The organism is Segatella copri DSM 18205 (assembly GCF_025151535.1).
GTDB lineage: Bacteria > Bacteroidota > Bacteroidia > Bacteroidales > Bacteroidaceae > Prevotella > Prevotella copri.
Genome location: NZ_CP102288.1, coordinates 2,491,240 through 2,506,803, shown reverse-complemented (window position 1 = coordinate 2,506,803; position 15,564 = coordinate 2,491,240). Strand labels below are relative to the sequence as shown.

Annotated in this window: 14 protein-coding genes; 5 read left to right on the top strand and 9 right to left on the bottom strand. The window is 44.5% G+C overall.

The genetic code is table 11. The features are described 5' to 3' along the window. Nucleotides 1-81 precede the first annotated feature (81 nt). A complete protein-coding gene (locus tag NQ544_RS10570) occupies nucleotides 82-2,004 on the top strand; it encodes a glycosyl hydrolase (RefSeq protein WP_040553265.1) in 1,923 nt (640 codons plus the stop codon). Here NQ544_RS10570 and NQ544_RS10565 read toward each other — a convergent pair. Both NQ544_RS10565 and NQ544_RS10560 read right to left on the bottom strand, forming a co-directional pair. Then, nucleotides 1,976-2,644, bottom strand: coding sequence for a 2-C-methyl-D-erythritol 4-phosphate cytidylyltransferase (locus NQ544_RS10565; protein WP_006847961.1), 669 nt, complete (start codon nucleotides 2,642-2,644; stop codon nucleotides 1,976-1,978). The genes NQ544_RS10570 and NQ544_RS10565 overlap by 29 nt on opposite strands. Before the next feature lie 42 nt (nucleotides 2,645-2,686). Then, entirely contained in the window at nucleotides 2,687-3,259 is a 573-nt protein-coding gene (locus tag NQ544_RS10560; protein WP_006847960.1) for a DJ-1 family glyoxalase III, read from the bottom strand. A gap of 83 nt (nucleotides 3,260-3,342) precedes the next feature. Here NQ544_RS10560 and NQ544_RS10555 point away from each other — a divergent pair, with 83 nt between their 5' ends. Then, nucleotides 3,343-4,233, top strand: a complete 891-nt coding sequence (locus tag NQ544_RS10555; protein ID WP_006847959.1) for an NAD kinase — start codon at nucleotides 3,343-3,345, stop codon at nucleotides 4,231-4,233. A 189-nt stretch (nucleotides 4,234-4,422) separates the two neighbouring features. On the opposite strand, the gene NQ544_RS10550 is transcribed toward NQ544_RS10555, so the two are convergent. Beyond that, the gene (locus NQ544_RS10550; RefSeq protein ID WP_040553332.1) at nucleotides 4,423-6,441 is read right to left on the bottom strand and encodes an alpha-amylase family glycosyl hydrolase; all 2,019 of its coding nucleotides are present in this window, start codon (nucleotides 6,439-6,441) and stop codon (nucleotides 4,423-4,425) included. 325 nt (nucleotides 6,442-6,766) lie between these two features. Between NQ544_RS10550 and NQ544_RS10545 the strand changes: the two genes are divergently transcribed. The 3 genes from NQ544_RS10545 to istB all read left to right on the top strand — a co-directional run bounded on the left by NQ544_RS10545 (nucleotide 6,767) and on the right by istB (nucleotide 9,733). Further along, complete coding sequence (locus NQ544_RS10545) at nucleotides 6,767-6,976, top strand: hypothetical protein (RefSeq protein ID WP_006847957.1); 210 nt, start codon at nucleotides 6,767-6,769, stop codon at nucleotides 6,974-6,976. Between the two features lie 454 nt (nucleotides 6,977-7,430). Continuing rightward, nucleotides 7,431-8,987 (top strand): IS21 family transposase, encoded by a 1,557-nt coding sequence (istA, locus tag NQ544_RS10540; protein WP_040553263.1) that lies wholly within the window; start codon nucleotides 7,431-7,433, stop codon nucleotides 8,985-8,987. A gap of 14 nt (nucleotides 8,988-9,001) precedes the next feature. Beyond that, nucleotides 9,002-9,733: an IS21-like element helper ATPase IstB gene (gene istB / locus NQ544_RS10535; RefSeq protein ID WP_006847955.1), complete on the top strand. Its 732-nt coding sequence runs from the start codon at nucleotides 9,002-9,004 to the stop codon at nucleotides 9,731-9,733. Between the two features lie 340 nt (nucleotides 9,734-10,073). Here istB and NQ544_RS10530 read toward each other — a convergent pair whose 3' ends face one another. The 6 genes from NQ544_RS10530 to NQ544_RS10505 all read right to left on the bottom strand — a co-directional run bounded on the left by NQ544_RS10530 (nucleotide 10,074) and on the right by NQ544_RS10505 (nucleotide 15,549). After that, nucleotides 10,074-10,436 (bottom strand): hypothetical protein, encoded by a 363-nt coding sequence (locus tag NQ544_RS10530; protein WP_006848553.1) that lies wholly within the window; start codon nucleotides 10,434-10,436, stop codon nucleotides 10,074-10,076. Nucleotides 10,437-10,633: 197 nt separating this feature from the next. Then, entirely contained in the window at nucleotides 10,634-10,801 is a 168-nt protein-coding gene (locus tag NQ544_RS10525) for a hypothetical protein (RefSeq protein ID WP_307681167.1), read from the bottom strand. A 9-nt stretch (nucleotides 10,802-10,810) separates the two neighbouring features. Continuing rightward, complete coding sequence (locus NQ544_RS10520; RefSeq protein ID WP_006848551.1) at nucleotides 10,811-11,053, bottom strand: DUF8507 family protein; 243 nt, start codon at nucleotides 11,051-11,053, stop codon at nucleotides 10,811-10,813. Nucleotides 11,054-11,257: 204 nt separating this feature from the next. Further along, nucleotides 11,258-12,775, bottom strand: a complete 1,518-nt coding sequence (locus NQ544_RS10515; RefSeq protein ID WP_006848550.1) for a DUF8451 domain-containing protein — start codon at nucleotides 12,773-12,775, stop codon at nucleotides 11,258-11,260. A 157-nt stretch (nucleotides 12,776-12,932) separates the two neighbouring features. Then, entirely contained in the window at nucleotides 12,933-14,306 is a 1,374-nt protein-coding gene (locus NQ544_RS10510; protein WP_006848549.1) for an Outer membrane protein SusF domain-containing protein, read from the bottom strand. 58 nt (nucleotides 14,307-14,364) lie between these two features. Continuing rightward, on the bottom strand, nucleotides 14,365-15,549 hold the full coding sequence (locus NQ544_RS10505) for a SusE domain-containing protein (RefSeq protein WP_006848548.1): 1,185 nt from the start codon (nucleotides 15,547-15,549) through the stop codon (nucleotides 14,365-14,367). Nucleotides 15,550-15,564 lie beyond the last annotated feature (15 nt).

The window sequence follows — 15,564 nt, the reverse complement described above, 5'->3', positions numbered from 1 at the left end:
TTTTTTCCGCAATTGTGGCTTTTTTATTTGTTTATATTGATTTTTCTTCGTACCTTCGCACCGAATAAGATTAAAACTTTCATGAATAGTAAGAAAAGATATATGGTGATAGCTTTGCTGGCGCTTCTGGTTGTGTCGGCAATGGCATATAATGACGAGGCTAAGCCTTGGACCTTCTGGAACTGGAAGTATGGCTCTGTTTCCAGACCGGGTATTCATGCCGATCTGACGGGTATGAAGAATGTAGGTATGGGCGGTATCTGGCTGATGCCGGTACGTGAAGCCGGCGAGCGTCTGGAATTTCAGGACGGGGTGGCACAGCTGTCGCCTGAGTTCTGGAAGATGATGGATTATTCCTTCCAGCTAGCCGACTCTCTCGATTTTGATATGGGCATCCATGTCTTGCCTGGCAATCCGCTTGTCCTCCCTGCTGAATCGATGCAGAAGGTTGTCTGGACCGATACCATCGTGAAGGGCGGAAAGAAGATTGAAGGCTTGCAGATGTGGCAGCCCGAGAGTTATAAGGACGGAAAGATGCAGTCTGCCGGAAGCGAAGGTGGATATTATCAGGATATTGCAGCTTTTGCTATCCGGTTTAAAGGGAAAACGGGTCCTGCCTGGCGCAACGCAACCGATTCGGCTGCCCGGAGCGAGGCGGTGCCGATGACTGATGTGCTCCCCTTGAAGATGGAAGGGGGAATGGTGATGGGTGTCATGGTGAATGGTATCTTGCAGAATAAGTTGCCTAAGGGCTCCTGGTGCCTGTTGCGGATGGGACATACCTCAACGGGACAGACTCATGCAACGGATGGGAAAGGTATAGGACTTGAGGTGGACAGGTTCTCACCGGCAGCCGTAAAGAAACTATTCGGTTCCTGGTATGCGCCGTTACTGAACCGTCCGCATGGCGATGTGGTGTCGTATCTGTATATCGACCCGAGAGAGTGGGGTAGCCAGAACTGGGGCTGTCAGTTTGCCGAAGAATTCAAGGTGCGCCGCGGCTATGATCTCATCCCTTATCTTCCTATCATGGCAGGTGTTCCGCTGGAGTCGGCTTCCCGATACGAACAGGTACAGAATGATATCCGTCTCACCATCGAGGAACTGGTAAAGGAGAAGTTCTTCCAGACCTTCACCCGTCTGGCAGAAGAACAGTATGTTGAGGTTTCTTGTGAGCCTATCCCGCGTACCGATCATCCCGACGATATGTTCCGTGCCGTAAGCAGAGCCCATATCTATAATGAAAATCCGGTCCAGGCTGTGGCTTGTACAGGAAACTATGGCGCACAGAACGGAACGCCCGCCTTGCTCAAACCTTTGACAGACAGCCACCTGGCGCTTGGTATCAACAGGCTCATTTTCCAGCATGATATTGTCCGGCATCCAGAGGATCGAGGTTTCATGGATTACATCACCATGTGTCAGCATTATCTGCAGCAGGGCAGATCGGTGGTTGATATCGCTGTGTTCCATCCTTCGGAAAACCCCGAACAGAAGAACAGCTATCGTGCCCCTCGTGGTTACAAATACGATTTGATTAACAAGGATGCCTTGCTGAAATGGAATTTCGAATACAGTCCGAAAGGTAAACTGCCTGGAAATCAGGATTATCGCATTCTCGTGGTTTCGCAGCCGGAGAGCTCTCTCTCTGCTGAGATAAAAGCGAAACTGGAGGAATTGCGTGAGGAAGGCATCGTCATCATCGACAAGCCTTATCAGGCGAAGAACTTCTCGCAGTATGGCATCGATCCAGATGTCATACTGCCTGAGAATATGGATTATGCCCACCGTCTGGTTCTGGAGGCAACGGGCAGGAAGGATATCTATTTCCTGATTAATCAGGAGAATAAGGAGCGCCAGATTACGGCAACCTTCCGTACCGGTACTTCCAGAATCCGCCAGATAGTGAATTTGAACTTGCCAGCTTATGGCTCAGTCTTCGTCATCCTGTCTAACAGGGATGACATGCAGATTATCAGCCCAGCAAAGCTTCCGCTACCTTGATGTCGAATGGAGTGGTAATCTTGATGTTCTCACGGTTACCCTCAACCATTGCAACCTGACAGCCAAGACTTTCTACCACCGAAGCATCATCGGTAAACTGTTCCTTGTATTCCTGGTTGAAAGCCTGCTTTGCCAGACCGATGTCGAAGGTCTGGGGAGTCTGCACCACGCGGTAATCGCTGCGCAGCACGTTCTTTCCGCCTCCGTGCTGGTCGATATAGCGCAGGGTGTCGGTTACGGCATATACAGGGATGGCTGCATATTCTTCGCGAGCCGTCTCGAAACATTCCTCGATGACTTCTTTAGATACGAATGGGCGCACGCCGTCGTGAATACCCACTACGCCATCTTCATCTTCAGGAATGAGTGCCAGTCCGTTTTTGGATGACTGGAAACGGGTGTCGCCACCATTGGCTATCTGGTGCTTGATGCTGAAATGATGCTCCTCGCAGAGCTGGTGCCAGTATGCCTGCTGACTCTCCGGCAGAACCAGGATGATGTTCAATGCAGGGTCATATTCATGAAAACGCTCTATGGTGCGCATCAGGATAGGCTTGCCCGCTACCGGCAAGAACTGTTTTGGAATCTCACTTCCCATGCGGAGGCCCTTGCCTCCGGCTACTATGATTACGTAATCCACTTTGTTACTAATTAATGTTTTATAATGTATAGTTTATAGGGCTTACTTGCTTTGCATGAGATGATCATACATCATGCCATCCTGCAGGGCAGCTACAGTTTCCTTGCTTACGAAATAGCTCAATATCTTATAGGCGTATGGGAGGGTTGCGGCAGGACCTTCGCCCGTAATCACGTTACCGTCTTCCTGGAAGAGGGTGGCGGTATATTCGGTGTTCTCGCCGAAATACTGCTCGAAGCCAGGATAACAGGTAGCCTTCTTTCCTTCGAGGATGCCTGTGCTTGCAAGAACCATTGGGGCTGCGCAGATGGCACCGATTCGCTTGCCAGCCTTGTGCTGTGCGATGAGCGCCTGGCGCACACCTTCGTGCTCGTTGAGGTTTGTACTGCCTGGCATTCCGCCCGGAATCATCAGCATGTCAGCATCTTCAAAGCTGGCAATATCCTCAAACTTCAGGTCAGCCTTGATGGTAACACCATGCGATGTTTCTACCCATTCAGTACCCGTTACACTTACAGTCTTGATGTCTACACCACCTCTACGTAGGATGTCAACCGGAGCCAATCCTTCGATTTCCTCGAAGCCATTGGCAAGAAATTCATATACCTTAGCCATAATTTATTTGTTTTTTGTCTTGTTATTCAAATAATATGATTACCTTTGCAAAAGTAAGAATAATTATTGAAATAACAAAATAAATGGCACAGCAACATTTAAAATTCGCAATATTTGGTAATGAATACCAGGCTAAGAAGTCGGCTTCGATAGAGAAAATCCTTCTTTATCTCGAAAAGAAGGAGGCTGAAGTTTATGTGGAGAATGCTTATTACGAGTTTCTTATCCGCGACCAGCATCTCGATGTGAAGGCGGCTGGGGTGTTCGAGGATTACAACTTTGATGTGGATTACGTCATCTCTATGGGTGGTGACGGTACCTTCCTGAAGGCAGCGAGCCGTGTGGGAGCCAAGGGTACGCCTATCATCGGTGTGAATATGGGCAGATTGGGCTTCCTTGCCGATGTGCTGCCAAGCGAGATCGAGTCGGCGCTGGACAGTCTTTATGCTGGTGAATGTCTGATAGAGGAGCATGCGGTGATTCAGGTGGAGGCAGAAGGTGGCATACTTGCCGGCAATCCGTTCGCCCTCAACGATATCGCCGTACTGAAGCGTGATGATGCTTCGATGATTTCCATCCGTACGCAGGTAGATGGCGAATTCCTCGTTACCTATCAGGCTGATGGACTGATTGTTACCACGCCAACAGGTTCTACGGCATACAATCTATCGAATGGCGGACCTATCATCATTCCGCAGAGTGGCAGCATCTGTCTTACTCCGGTGGCTCCTCACAGTCTGAACATCCGTCCTATCGTTATCAACGATACGGCTGTCATCACGCTCGATATCGAGAGCCGCAGCCACAACTATCTGGTAGCCATCGATGGTCGTAGTGAGCGTATGACGGAGGAAACCCGCCTCATCATCCGCAAGGCTCCTCATAGCATCAAGATTGTGAAGCAGCGCAACCAGCGTTATTTCTCTACCCTGAGAGAGAAACTGATGTGGGGTGCTGACCAGCGCGAAAGATAATTTAGAATAAGAAAGATAATTAAAATAAGAAAAGAGGTATATCCCGAAGATGAATCTTGGATATACCTCTTTATTCTTAACCTAAAACAACTAACTAGTAATTTTGTTCACACAAAACTAAACCTAAAAACATAAACCTTAATAAACCTAAAAACTTAAAACTATTCTTTGAACTTATTTGTTATATTCTTATCTGATAATCACTTTCTTTCCCTGGTGGATGTAAACACCGCTCTCTGCAGGCTTCTTACCCAATTTCATACCGCTAAGTGTATACCATGCGTTGTCTGTTGTGGTATTGCTTATGGTTGGAGTTCCCGTGATGCCTGTTGGTGCCCAGGTGGCGGTAACATCCTTGCAGGTGTATTTGCCATTACTCTGTGTAGTGGTAATCTCATAATACTTGGTGCTGTTGCCGGCATTCAAGTCTACGGTCTGCTTCTTGCCTGTTCCATTTCCCTGATTGAAGATGATGTTTACGATAGCATCCTTGCTTTTGATCTTGAAGTCCATATAGTACCACTTCTTTCCGTTCAGCGTCTTGGTTGCTGTGACAGCAGTACCTGGCCAGGCTTTTGTAAAGGTTTCGCTGGAATTCCATGCGTAGAAATACATGACTGAACCCCAGTTGGTTACCTGGTCAGCATTGGCATATACGGTGATGGTATATGGTTCGAATGCCTTGACGGTATAATTGTAGGTACGGATACCTGTTACGTTTCCATTGATAAGCAAGCCAACCTTCAAGGTGCAGGTCTCTTCTATGTTGATGGTGCTACCTGTAGCCACCTGCTTGCTCTTGGCTGTAGGGGCTGTGCCGTCAGTAGTGTATACCAGTTTGGCATTGCTGTTCTGACTGACAGCCGTAAGCTTAGCCTTGAATCCTGCCTCGTATTCGCCTGATGGAATATTGCACCATGCGGTTTCTGCTGATTTTGAAAGATAATAACGGTAGTGGTATCCTTCGAGAATCTGTGTATAATCAGCACTCGGAGTATATGCCTTGGTGTTGTTTCCTACAACCACGATGAGCTTAGCCTTGTTGCCAGTAGTCTCATTGGCGAAGCATGCGGTCTGTGCCATCTTGTTGGTATAATTGCTCATGTTGGTGATGCCTGCAAGTTTGCGGGCTTCAATCATGCTCTTGATTTCCTGCTTGTATGCTCTCCAGTGTGGCTGGAACACGCAAGGAGTTCCCGGCATGGCGAGCATATAGGCATTGGCTGCAAGCGTATCTCGCTTAAGAGGATCCAGCGGCTCATCTTTAGAACGGTATTGCATGTCGTGATTCTCTACGAATGTGATGGCATACTGACGATAGGTTGCATCATGCATCAGATTGTAATCGCTCTTCAGCTTCGACCAGTTCTGTGCTGAAACAATCTTATTGTCTTTTACGCCTATTGCGTCACGTACATTATAACGGAACTGGAAGTCGAAGGCTGCACTCTTCTTGTTGGTGCTGTTTATCCAGTTGATGATAGTCTCGTTTCCATCCCAATATTCTCCAACAGAGAATTTTACGCCTGTTGCATCATTGTAGTCAGCCACGTGGGTACCGCTGAAACCCTTTACCATGTCGTAGCGGAATCCGGTATATCCTATATCCTCTTTCAGGAATTTCAGATATGCCTTGATAATCTTCTGCACGTTTGCGCTCTTATGGTCAATATCACGGCATCCTCCAAAGTCGGTTCCCTCATCATAGTTCTGGCTGAGGCTTACACCGTCTTTAGTTGCCTGTGTTGAAGTAGCTCCTCCATCATCATTCTTGCAGATGTCTGTAGATTGCATCTGGTAGGTCACTCCCTTGTAGGTTTCTCCAGGGAAGGTATACCAGCCGTCTGTATTGCGATGATTGACCACAACATCTGCTATTGCGCCTATGCCGTTGGCTTTGAATTTGGCAATCAGACTTCTGAGTTCAGCCTCAGTTCCGAATGAGGAATTCTGGTTGAAATAATAATATGGCTTATAGCCCATTACCTGAGTAGTTTCGATGCATTTACCGCTTTGTGGAAGCCATACAAGGTCGATGAATCCTTTCATATCATCGGTTTGCTTCTCTAAGACAGTCCATTGGGAGTAGTCGTAAGAATCCCATGAGAATCCTTGCAGCATGACGCCACTATAGTTAGCAGGCCAACCTTGTGCAAACATATTGATGCTTGCCAGTAAAGCGATAAGTGTAAAGTATATCTTCTTCATAATTATCATTGTATTTTGTGATTATTATTTTATGTTTAATTGCAAGTTGTATTGTTATACGTTGGCAAAGTTACGATTTATTTTATTAGCTTGTTCAAAAATTGATGCAAATCAAGCGAATAAATTGTGCAAACGTTTGCATTCCGGTGCGCTTTTCTTCTATATATAATTAAGGTATATGTAGCTTTAGGAGATAATTATGATTAAAAAACAAGAAAACATTTGGCGGTCTCGTTTTTTATTGCGTAATTTGCGTTGCGTAAAAAGCGCACTGAACGTTTGTATAATGAATGATAACAAGATATGGCAAGATTGAACAATCCTTTTGTGGGCTATAGCTCGTGAGCATTTGGTATCTTCGCCGTTGAGTCAGCAGTTTGTCAGCACCCACCATCTTCCAGCTACGAGCAGCGTGAAAACGGCATTAAAGGCATTGGTAGATAAGCAGCTGGTAAGCAAGACTCCGACTGGCTATCTGGTTAGTGACCGCTTCTTTGCGAAATGGCTGGTGAGAGGAGGAATCATAGCCAACTGAGGAAATGAAAATTACGTCCCGATGCTTGGCTATGGTGAGATGGATGATAACAATGCCGCAACTTATACGATGCAAGGAATCAATTATAACGATGCAAGGAAGCCTTTCTTGCGATTGCGTGACATTTGTCATGCGTTTGTACGACACTTGTCGTACGACCGGATGACAAATGTCGTATAATCACATGATATATATCAAAGTATAAATAAACCTAATATTTTACACCAAAAGATACAAGTTATCACATTATTATATATATATGTGACAGTATCGGCGAATCGGTACCACTGTAGCGCATGAATCGGTACCATCATAGCACTGCATTCGGTACCATCGTATCACTTGAATCGGTACCATCATAGCGCACCAATCGGTATCAAAAAGATGTAAAGTTCTGCTCATGTATAATAATCACCGCCTATCTTTGCAGAAGAATTTTAAAATCTGTATAGATATGGCACAAAGTAATGTAAACATGAGCAAATTAAAACGTTCATTTCAAATGCTAGCGGCAAAAATACCGCAACGCACCATTTGCGAGCAACTACACATGGGACGTGGCGTACTGAACCGTTACAAGACCCTGGCGGATTCCCAAGGTTTGTCCTATGGCGTGATAGGCCGCATGAGTGACGGGGAAATAGAATCTTTCCTCCAGTTGTCCAAACCCACAGCAGCCCCATCCTCCCAACGTCAGGTGCTGGACGGGCTGTTGCCTGAATATGTGTCAGACTTGTCGCATAACCGCTACCTCACCATTCAAGCCCTGCACGAGTCATACAAGAAGGAGCATCCCGACGGATATGGATACACCCAGTTCAAGAAGTCAATCCGTGAGTATCAGTACTCACACAACCTCAGCTTCCATAACACCTATATTCCTGGGGAAGAGATGCAGATTGACTTCGCCGGCGATGCCCTGTGGCTTACCGACCCGAAGACAGGTGAGCTAACCAAGGTTGTCGTCCTGGTCTGTATCCTGCCATACAGCGGTTTGGGATTTGCCAAGGCTATGTACAACGCTTCCATGGAGAACTTCTTCGGCGGTATATCCGATGCCTTCTCTTACTTCGGCGGAACAACTCGCATAGCCAAGAGTGACAACATGAAGCAGTGGGTGAAGAAATACGACCGCTACGAGCCAGCGTTCAATGATGCAGCCGTGGAATGGGCCGCCTACTACGATACAACCCTCCAAACCTGCAGGGTTCGCACTCCCAGGGACAAAGGTCCAGTCGAGGGACTCGTCCAAAAGACATACAATGCCGTCTACGCTCTGCTACATGACGAGGTGTTTTACAATCTACCGAGTATGAATGCCCGTATCTATGAGTTGATGGACGGCTTCAATGAAAAGCCGTCCAGAACGACAGGGAGAAGCAGACGTGACATCTTCGAGGCGGAAGAGCAACCAACGTTGGGTAAACTGCCCATGGCTCCATACCGCTTCAGATATCGCAAGGAGGTGAAACTGTCCGGTACCTATCACGTCATGGTTGACAAGCACAACTATAGCGTGCCATACCAGTATGTCGGGCAAAAGGTGAGCGTACTGTGGGACTTGGATACCGTGGAGGTTTACTCCGGGAGTTCTCGCATAGCCATCCATCAGCGTCGCCAAGGATCTGGATACAGCACGCTTGACGAGCATATGCCAGACAAACATCTTGCCTACAAGCACGGACAGGGATATAATGCCGCCTATTTCCTGGAGGAGGCGGCATTGGTCGGCAGCAACACCACTGCCGCAGTCCAATCCATCCTCAATCGCACGAAGCATGTCGAGCAGTCGTACAAGTCCTGCCAAGGAGTCCTGTCTCTCAAGCGCAAGTATGGCAAGGAGCGCCTGGAGAAGGCCTGCAAGCGTCTGGCAGGTTGTTCATCCATCACCTACACGACCATCCGCAATGTGTTGGAGAAGAACCTTGACCAAGTTGACGGGGAAGAAACAGTCTCAAATGTGCCACAGAACGACTATGTGAGAGGCGCGGAGGCATTTATGAACATTTAAACATATATAGTAACATGAACTTACAAGAAACCATCATACAACTCAACGAGTTGAAGCTCAGAGGTATGTCATCCTCCTTCGAGGCCATGACCAGCCTTCCTGTACAGAACCGCCCATCCCTGGAAGTCGCCATCTCCAAGATGGTGGATGCAGAGGTGCAGGACAGACGAGATCGAAAGACCGCCATGTATCTAAAAATCAGCAAGCTTAGATATACGGCACTCTTAGAGGATGTCATCTGTGGAACAGACCGCAACTTCACCAAGGATGACCTTGCCGCCATTGCCGACTGTGCCTTTATACGCAGGCATGAGAACTTGCTCATACAAGGAAAGTGCGGCTGCGGAAAATCCTTCCTTGCCTGTGCCCTTGGAAGACAGGCTTGCATGCTAGGCTACAGAACTCTCTATCTCAATATGAACAGCTTTGTGGAGAAAGTTGCACTCAGCAAGCTGGATGGGTCGTACCTGAGGATGATAACCAATCTGGAAAAGTATGACTTGCTCATATGGGATGACTTCGGGTTGCAGCCAATGGATGACAAGACCAGACTCGCAATGCTCCAAATCCTAGAAGAGAGATACGAGAGAAAGTCCGTCATTATCGCCTCACAGCTTCCCATTGCCAAATGGTATGATTACATAGGTGATCCTACCTTGGCAGATGCCATTATGGACCGTTTGGTGGCAAATGCAAGTAAAATAGAGTTAAAAGGCGAATCTATGCGCCAGAAATTGAAAAAATAAATTACCTTTGCAAATTGAAAAGCAGAACTGAAATCTTGGTACCGCTTGCAGCGATACAAGCGGTACCGATTGCAGTGATAGCATGGTACCGATTACACCGCTACGCGTGGTACCGATACAGCGCTATCGTCAATATATGCATCATCTTTCATAGAAGACAAAGAATGCGAATTCAACAAGCAAGTGCAAAAATCCATCCCATTGTCTGTTAAAGAATATGATCATAAAAATCTTGAAAACGTGCAGAAGGCTTAATACGATTTTCATAGATTTGCATAACGTAAAGGCATACAAAAAAGGCGGCTCCCGATATGTTCGAGAGCCGCCTGGTAATCTCTTCTTATTCCTTCATTTTCAGAATTTCCTCCAGTGGAATCTCTGTGGCCGTTGCCACTTGCGCTTCAGAAAGACCCATGGACAAAAGGCGGTAAGCTGTGGCTATCTTTTCTTTCGCCATTCCTTTTTCCATTCCTTTTGCCATACCTATTTCCATCCCTTTCTTTTCATCAAACTTTCTGGTGGCATATATATCACGCATATTCTTGATGTCCTCGTCATACAGCTCGAGTTCCTCTCGGGAGAGCTTGCGGAGGTCGCCTGTTTCTGCCAACTTGCGGAAGACTGGATACTTCTCGCTGAATGGCATCTGTTCAAACATGTTCATATTCTTCACTATATAAATCCAACAATCAAATATATCCATACACTCTGCCTCCGTGTGCTTGTCGAACAGTGGCACGTGCCGTGTATTTCAATTTGCCGAGTGCAGCTTTTCTTCTGCAAAGATACGACTTTTCCTCGTAACTTCCAAGGTTTTAGGGAAAAAATACTTGAAAAGGGCGAGGAGAAAAAGAAAATAGGCGGCTCCCGGATAGGAGGAGAGCCGCCTATTGAAAACTATTATTTCTTGAGATGTTTCAAAAAGTCATCAATACCTACTATTTCCACTTTTGGGAAAGGAATGTTTTCTAACTCTTTGAAATGTTTATCTTCTGTTACAATAAAAATTGCATTACTAGCAATGGCACAATCAACAAACTTGTTGTCATCTTCGCTAGCTTTTATCAAACTTCTCTTTTAGCATGATACTTTTGCCTTATGATAAGGAGTTCTTTCATGGAGTGTGCGGAAGCTTTCTACTTTTTCTTCATTGAGTGTTCCGTTTGCCCAAAGTTTGTCAAGTTCTCCTTTTAGTTGTGAACCCAAGTAATCAGTTATTGCTTTACGCAATCCTTCTATCTCTTCTTTTGAGTCCATAACGGACACAAGGTCAAGAAGTTCAAGCTGAGCCTCGTTAAGTACAGTACGTTTTGTTATCATATTATTTCCTCCATAATTTTATTCTTATAACTTTTGCAAAGATACGCTGAATAATTGAAACCGCCAAAGTTTTTTTGTGTTTTTTATAGGATATGAAGGAAATAATAGAGAAATCATGATGATAAAAAGAAAATAGGCGGCTCCCGGATTGGAGGAGAGCCGCCTATTGAATATTGTTGTTTCGATGATGAAACGAAGGATTATTTATTCTTTGATTTCCCAATGGCCACCAAATGTAGAAGAACCAACACGCTCTATTCTTTTTTGAGCCTTTAGCTTTTCTATATGTTTTTGTATTGCACTTGCCTTGATAGCTAGTTTGTCCACGAGCTCTTGTCTTGTTATATACGGATTGTCTTTTATTAATTCAAAAACCTTTTCAATTGTTTTTGGTGATCCAGTTTGACCACCAGTTTGACCACCAGTTTGACCACCAGTTTGACCACCAGTTTGACCATCAGTTTGACCACCAGTTTCATTAGGAATAGGTAATCGTAGTTCTACCTCTTGTAACTCGTATTTATCTATTAATTCAGGCTTACCCCAACCTGCCTTTTGCCAAGCAGAGATAATTTTTGGAAATCCAGAACCTATATTCTCACCATATCCTATCATACGGAGCATATTCTGTATTCTTGGGTTGCGTGCTTTTGAAACCCCACCTTCATAGATGTTTTCTATCGGAAGTTTCAAATTTCCTGGATTCCGTAAGCATAGGCAGTCATCATGCTTTTCTATCCTTAAGATACCACTATCCAAGAATAGGTCAGAGTGAATAATCGAGTTGGTAAATCCTTCTCTTACAGCTTTCATTTGTGGTGTGTCATCTACACGCTGATAACCTACCATATGAAAAGGGTGAGGTAAGTCGAATGTCAACTTAGGCATAACAATTCTAAAGAATTGATACAAGTTGTTCTCCCAACGCCCATCGTAAGTTAGTCTGTCTCTATACCTTTCCTCGCCTTCTAGATGGCTCATGTCGAGATAGTCCATACGAAAATTTCCAAATCGCTCCCTTATGGCTAACCCTGTTCCAAACATCATTAGCCCTGCTACCGTCAGTCCTTCTTTTCCTGTTTGTCTATTCTTAGTATATCCACCTAAAAGTCGCAAAAATTCTTTATCGTCCTTATCGTTCCAATCATGGTCGGCATTTAGTATTTTGAATTGATTACGGTAACCATGGAGCGTATTTGCATCAATGTCATCCAGAGTAAAACCATCTAGTAATCCTCCGTCATTGCCATCTTCGTTAGCATCACGAATCATGGCTCTTACTTCCATTTCTGTGCAATGGTAATCACCTTCATGATTGCGCTTGAAGGAACCTTTGTAAGGATTTTCATTTAAGAAGACAGGCTTCATTCGCCAATCTGCTTGTGGCACGTGGATACATACAATAGATTTCTTGTCTATTGTAGTTACCTCTACATCTGAGTCTAGCAAAATGTTTCTATTTACTTTGTTGCTATTGATGGTGTTCCATAAATCAAAGATAATCTTAGGGATATTGTCAACTCCGATGATAGTGAAACGTTTGTCAACATCCGTTTCTTTTCTATTTTCGTCAATACCCAATAATATATAGCCACCAATAGTGTTGGCAAAAGCGGAATATGATTCCCAAACAGATTTAGGGAGCTCCGTCTTTGCTTTTTTGCATTCCAGGGTAAGTCGTTCGCCTTGGGCAAGCATTTGCTTAATTTCTGTTTCTGTCATGCCTTGTTTTTGTTAGTTGGTGGCAAAGATACAACTTTTCCTTGTAACTTCCAAATGTTTAGGTGGAAAAGTTATTGGATGGAGAAAGAAAAAAATAGGCGGCTCCCGGAATTGAGAGCCGCCTATTGATATTTAGTTTTTTTGATGAAGCAAATGTTTACTTCTTAGTCATTATTGCATATGCCTGACCAGAACAGAGAGCATAGAGTTTTATGTCGTATGTTCCTGCTTCAACGTTAAAGTTACCACTCTTTGGACTCATATCCAACGAGAAGAGAGATTTGGCGGAATTGGTACCCCAATTGATATCCCAGCCATTGTTTGCACGGAACTTGATATTTCCATCGTTCAATTTGATATCTTTGATTTCCCAACAGCCTTCATCTGCGTTGTATGTCATGTCAGTATCATTGCCCCATCCTCCAGGTGTGGCATCACCTATAACACCAATAGTTGTGATGGCTGTCAGTTTAGCAGTCTTATTCTCTGTATTGTAATCTATCCAATAGTAACCGGCTGGTTCAGAAACGGCAATCTCTTCTCCGTTGATCTTCAGTGCTCCATTAATATAAGCACCACCGCAATAATTGTTACCATCAGATGTTCTCAACATCAGTTCGCTATTACCAGATACTGCAGAAATATAGTCAGGGTAGTCGACAGGAGTAATCTTGTATGATGAGTACATCATATTGATTTCAATCTTGATATATTTCTTGTCGGTTGAAACTTTAAAAGAACCATCATTTCCGAGATGTTCACGAGTGTCAAGGTTTTCTTCTACGCCGACACCATTTTCGCCATTACCCTTGGTTGTTCCTAAAACATGTTTCCATTCATTCTTATTGGCAATTTCGTCACATGTTTCTCCACTACCAATTCCAAACCATGTCTCACCACCGGCATTGGCAGGTATGACTGCTGTGAAAACTGGGTCATCGTAAACATCTGCGTGGGTGCGGATAAATTTCTGCTCCTTAGTACTTGCTGATTCAGCCCAGTTTAATGTTCCACCAATTACATAATAAGTTGACGCAATTTCTGGGGCATCTGGCTTTGCCTTTATGATAAAGTTTTCTGAGTCAAGGAAACTTGCATTGGTATTACCATTCATGGAAAGAGTGGCTCTAACTTTTGCTTGGATGTCTTTGACAACTGGTTTCTTACCATAAGTGTTCTCTACGAATTTCTTGAAATCTGCGTATTTGACCTTACCGGTAGGCCCCATCTTAAGTACTTCCGTTTTCTGCTCGTTGTTCTTCTTATAGTTGATTCGCAAAGTATATTTTGGCGTATAGGCAGTATTAGAAGATGTAGGTGCCTTTGTGATGTTACAAATCTGTACAGAGTCTGTACTTTCTGTAATCTGTGCGAAATCAATAACATCTACAGCTGCAACGCTACCATTGCCAAAAGCTACAGCTTCGCCTTGTGGGTTTCCTGGCTGCTCTGACCAATCGTTGAAACTGTCATCACAAGAAGCAAGGGCAAATGTTGCTAAGCCTGCTAATAAATATGATTTGATTTTCATAATTGTTTCTTTATTTAGGGGGAGAGGAGAACAAACTCCTCTCCCTGAGTTTGATTAATTATTTTTGCTCAACAAAAGAGTATGCACCTGAGATGTCGTTGAAGTATACCTTGTAGGTACCCTTATCACATGGAATTGATACGCCATCATCCTTGTTGCCAATAGCACATGGGAAGATGGAACTGCCCCATGTTGCCTCACCGGAAGTGAAGGACATCTCTGTCTTAGCTGACAAAGTGATTTCTGCATACCAGTCATGATTTGGAACACCATCAATTGTTGTAATTGGTGACATCTCTGTATCACCAATCTTCATAGTGGTGTAGTCTACAACTTCTCCCTTGTAATACTTATAGTCTGCGTTGTAAGGTGAAACCTTCAATTTATGCTCTTTAGTATTTACCTCGAGTACATAATAACCTGGATCTGCTACAACCAAGTTGCCTGTGTCATCGCCACCATCACGGTATTTGAAGTCTTCACCACCATCCTTTGTGATGTTTCCACCACCTATACCGTAGTTCCAGTTGCTCAAACCCTTAGGGGCAATAATCTTGAATTCACCGGCTTTGAGGTAACCTGTATACTGAACAATACCGTCACCGGTAAACTTGTCGTAAGATTCACCTTCTTTCACGTACATAGGCATCATGCCAATACCTATCTTGCTAGGATCATTGTTCCAACTAGCATTGGCAATAATACCACCAGTAAGATACCAGAATTGTGGCAAACTCTCTTTGATGAAGTATGGGTAAATTTTTACCTGCTGTACGTTTGTATAAACGTAGTTTGCAGAGTCGTTCAAGTTCTTTGGACAACTAACCATACGTACATTCAAAGTGATAGGCTGGTCTGTTACTACTTGAGATTCTTCTTCCCATCCCTTCACTTTCATAACGCAGAGGTCAAACTCGTTGGCTGGTGCATTATAAGTGATAGAGTTTCCTTTGGTTGAAGTAGAGAAGATGCGCTTTTTGTTTTTAAAGTCAGCATTATCTTCTCCTGCAATCTGTATCCAATAGGAAGTTTCTGTTGGGAAACCGTAGTCAGCAGCCTTTTCTGCCTTGAACTGAACGTATTCGCTGCTCTTCAGGTCGATGATATTGTCACCCATCTCAGGCTTGAGGAGATTGAATGACTCTGGAACTGACATGATTGGGTTGTCATCTCTATCGGCATCGCAAGAAGCGAAAGCCAAGAGACCCACCAACGCTGCAGCCATTATATTAATCTTTTTCATATTGTAACCTTATTA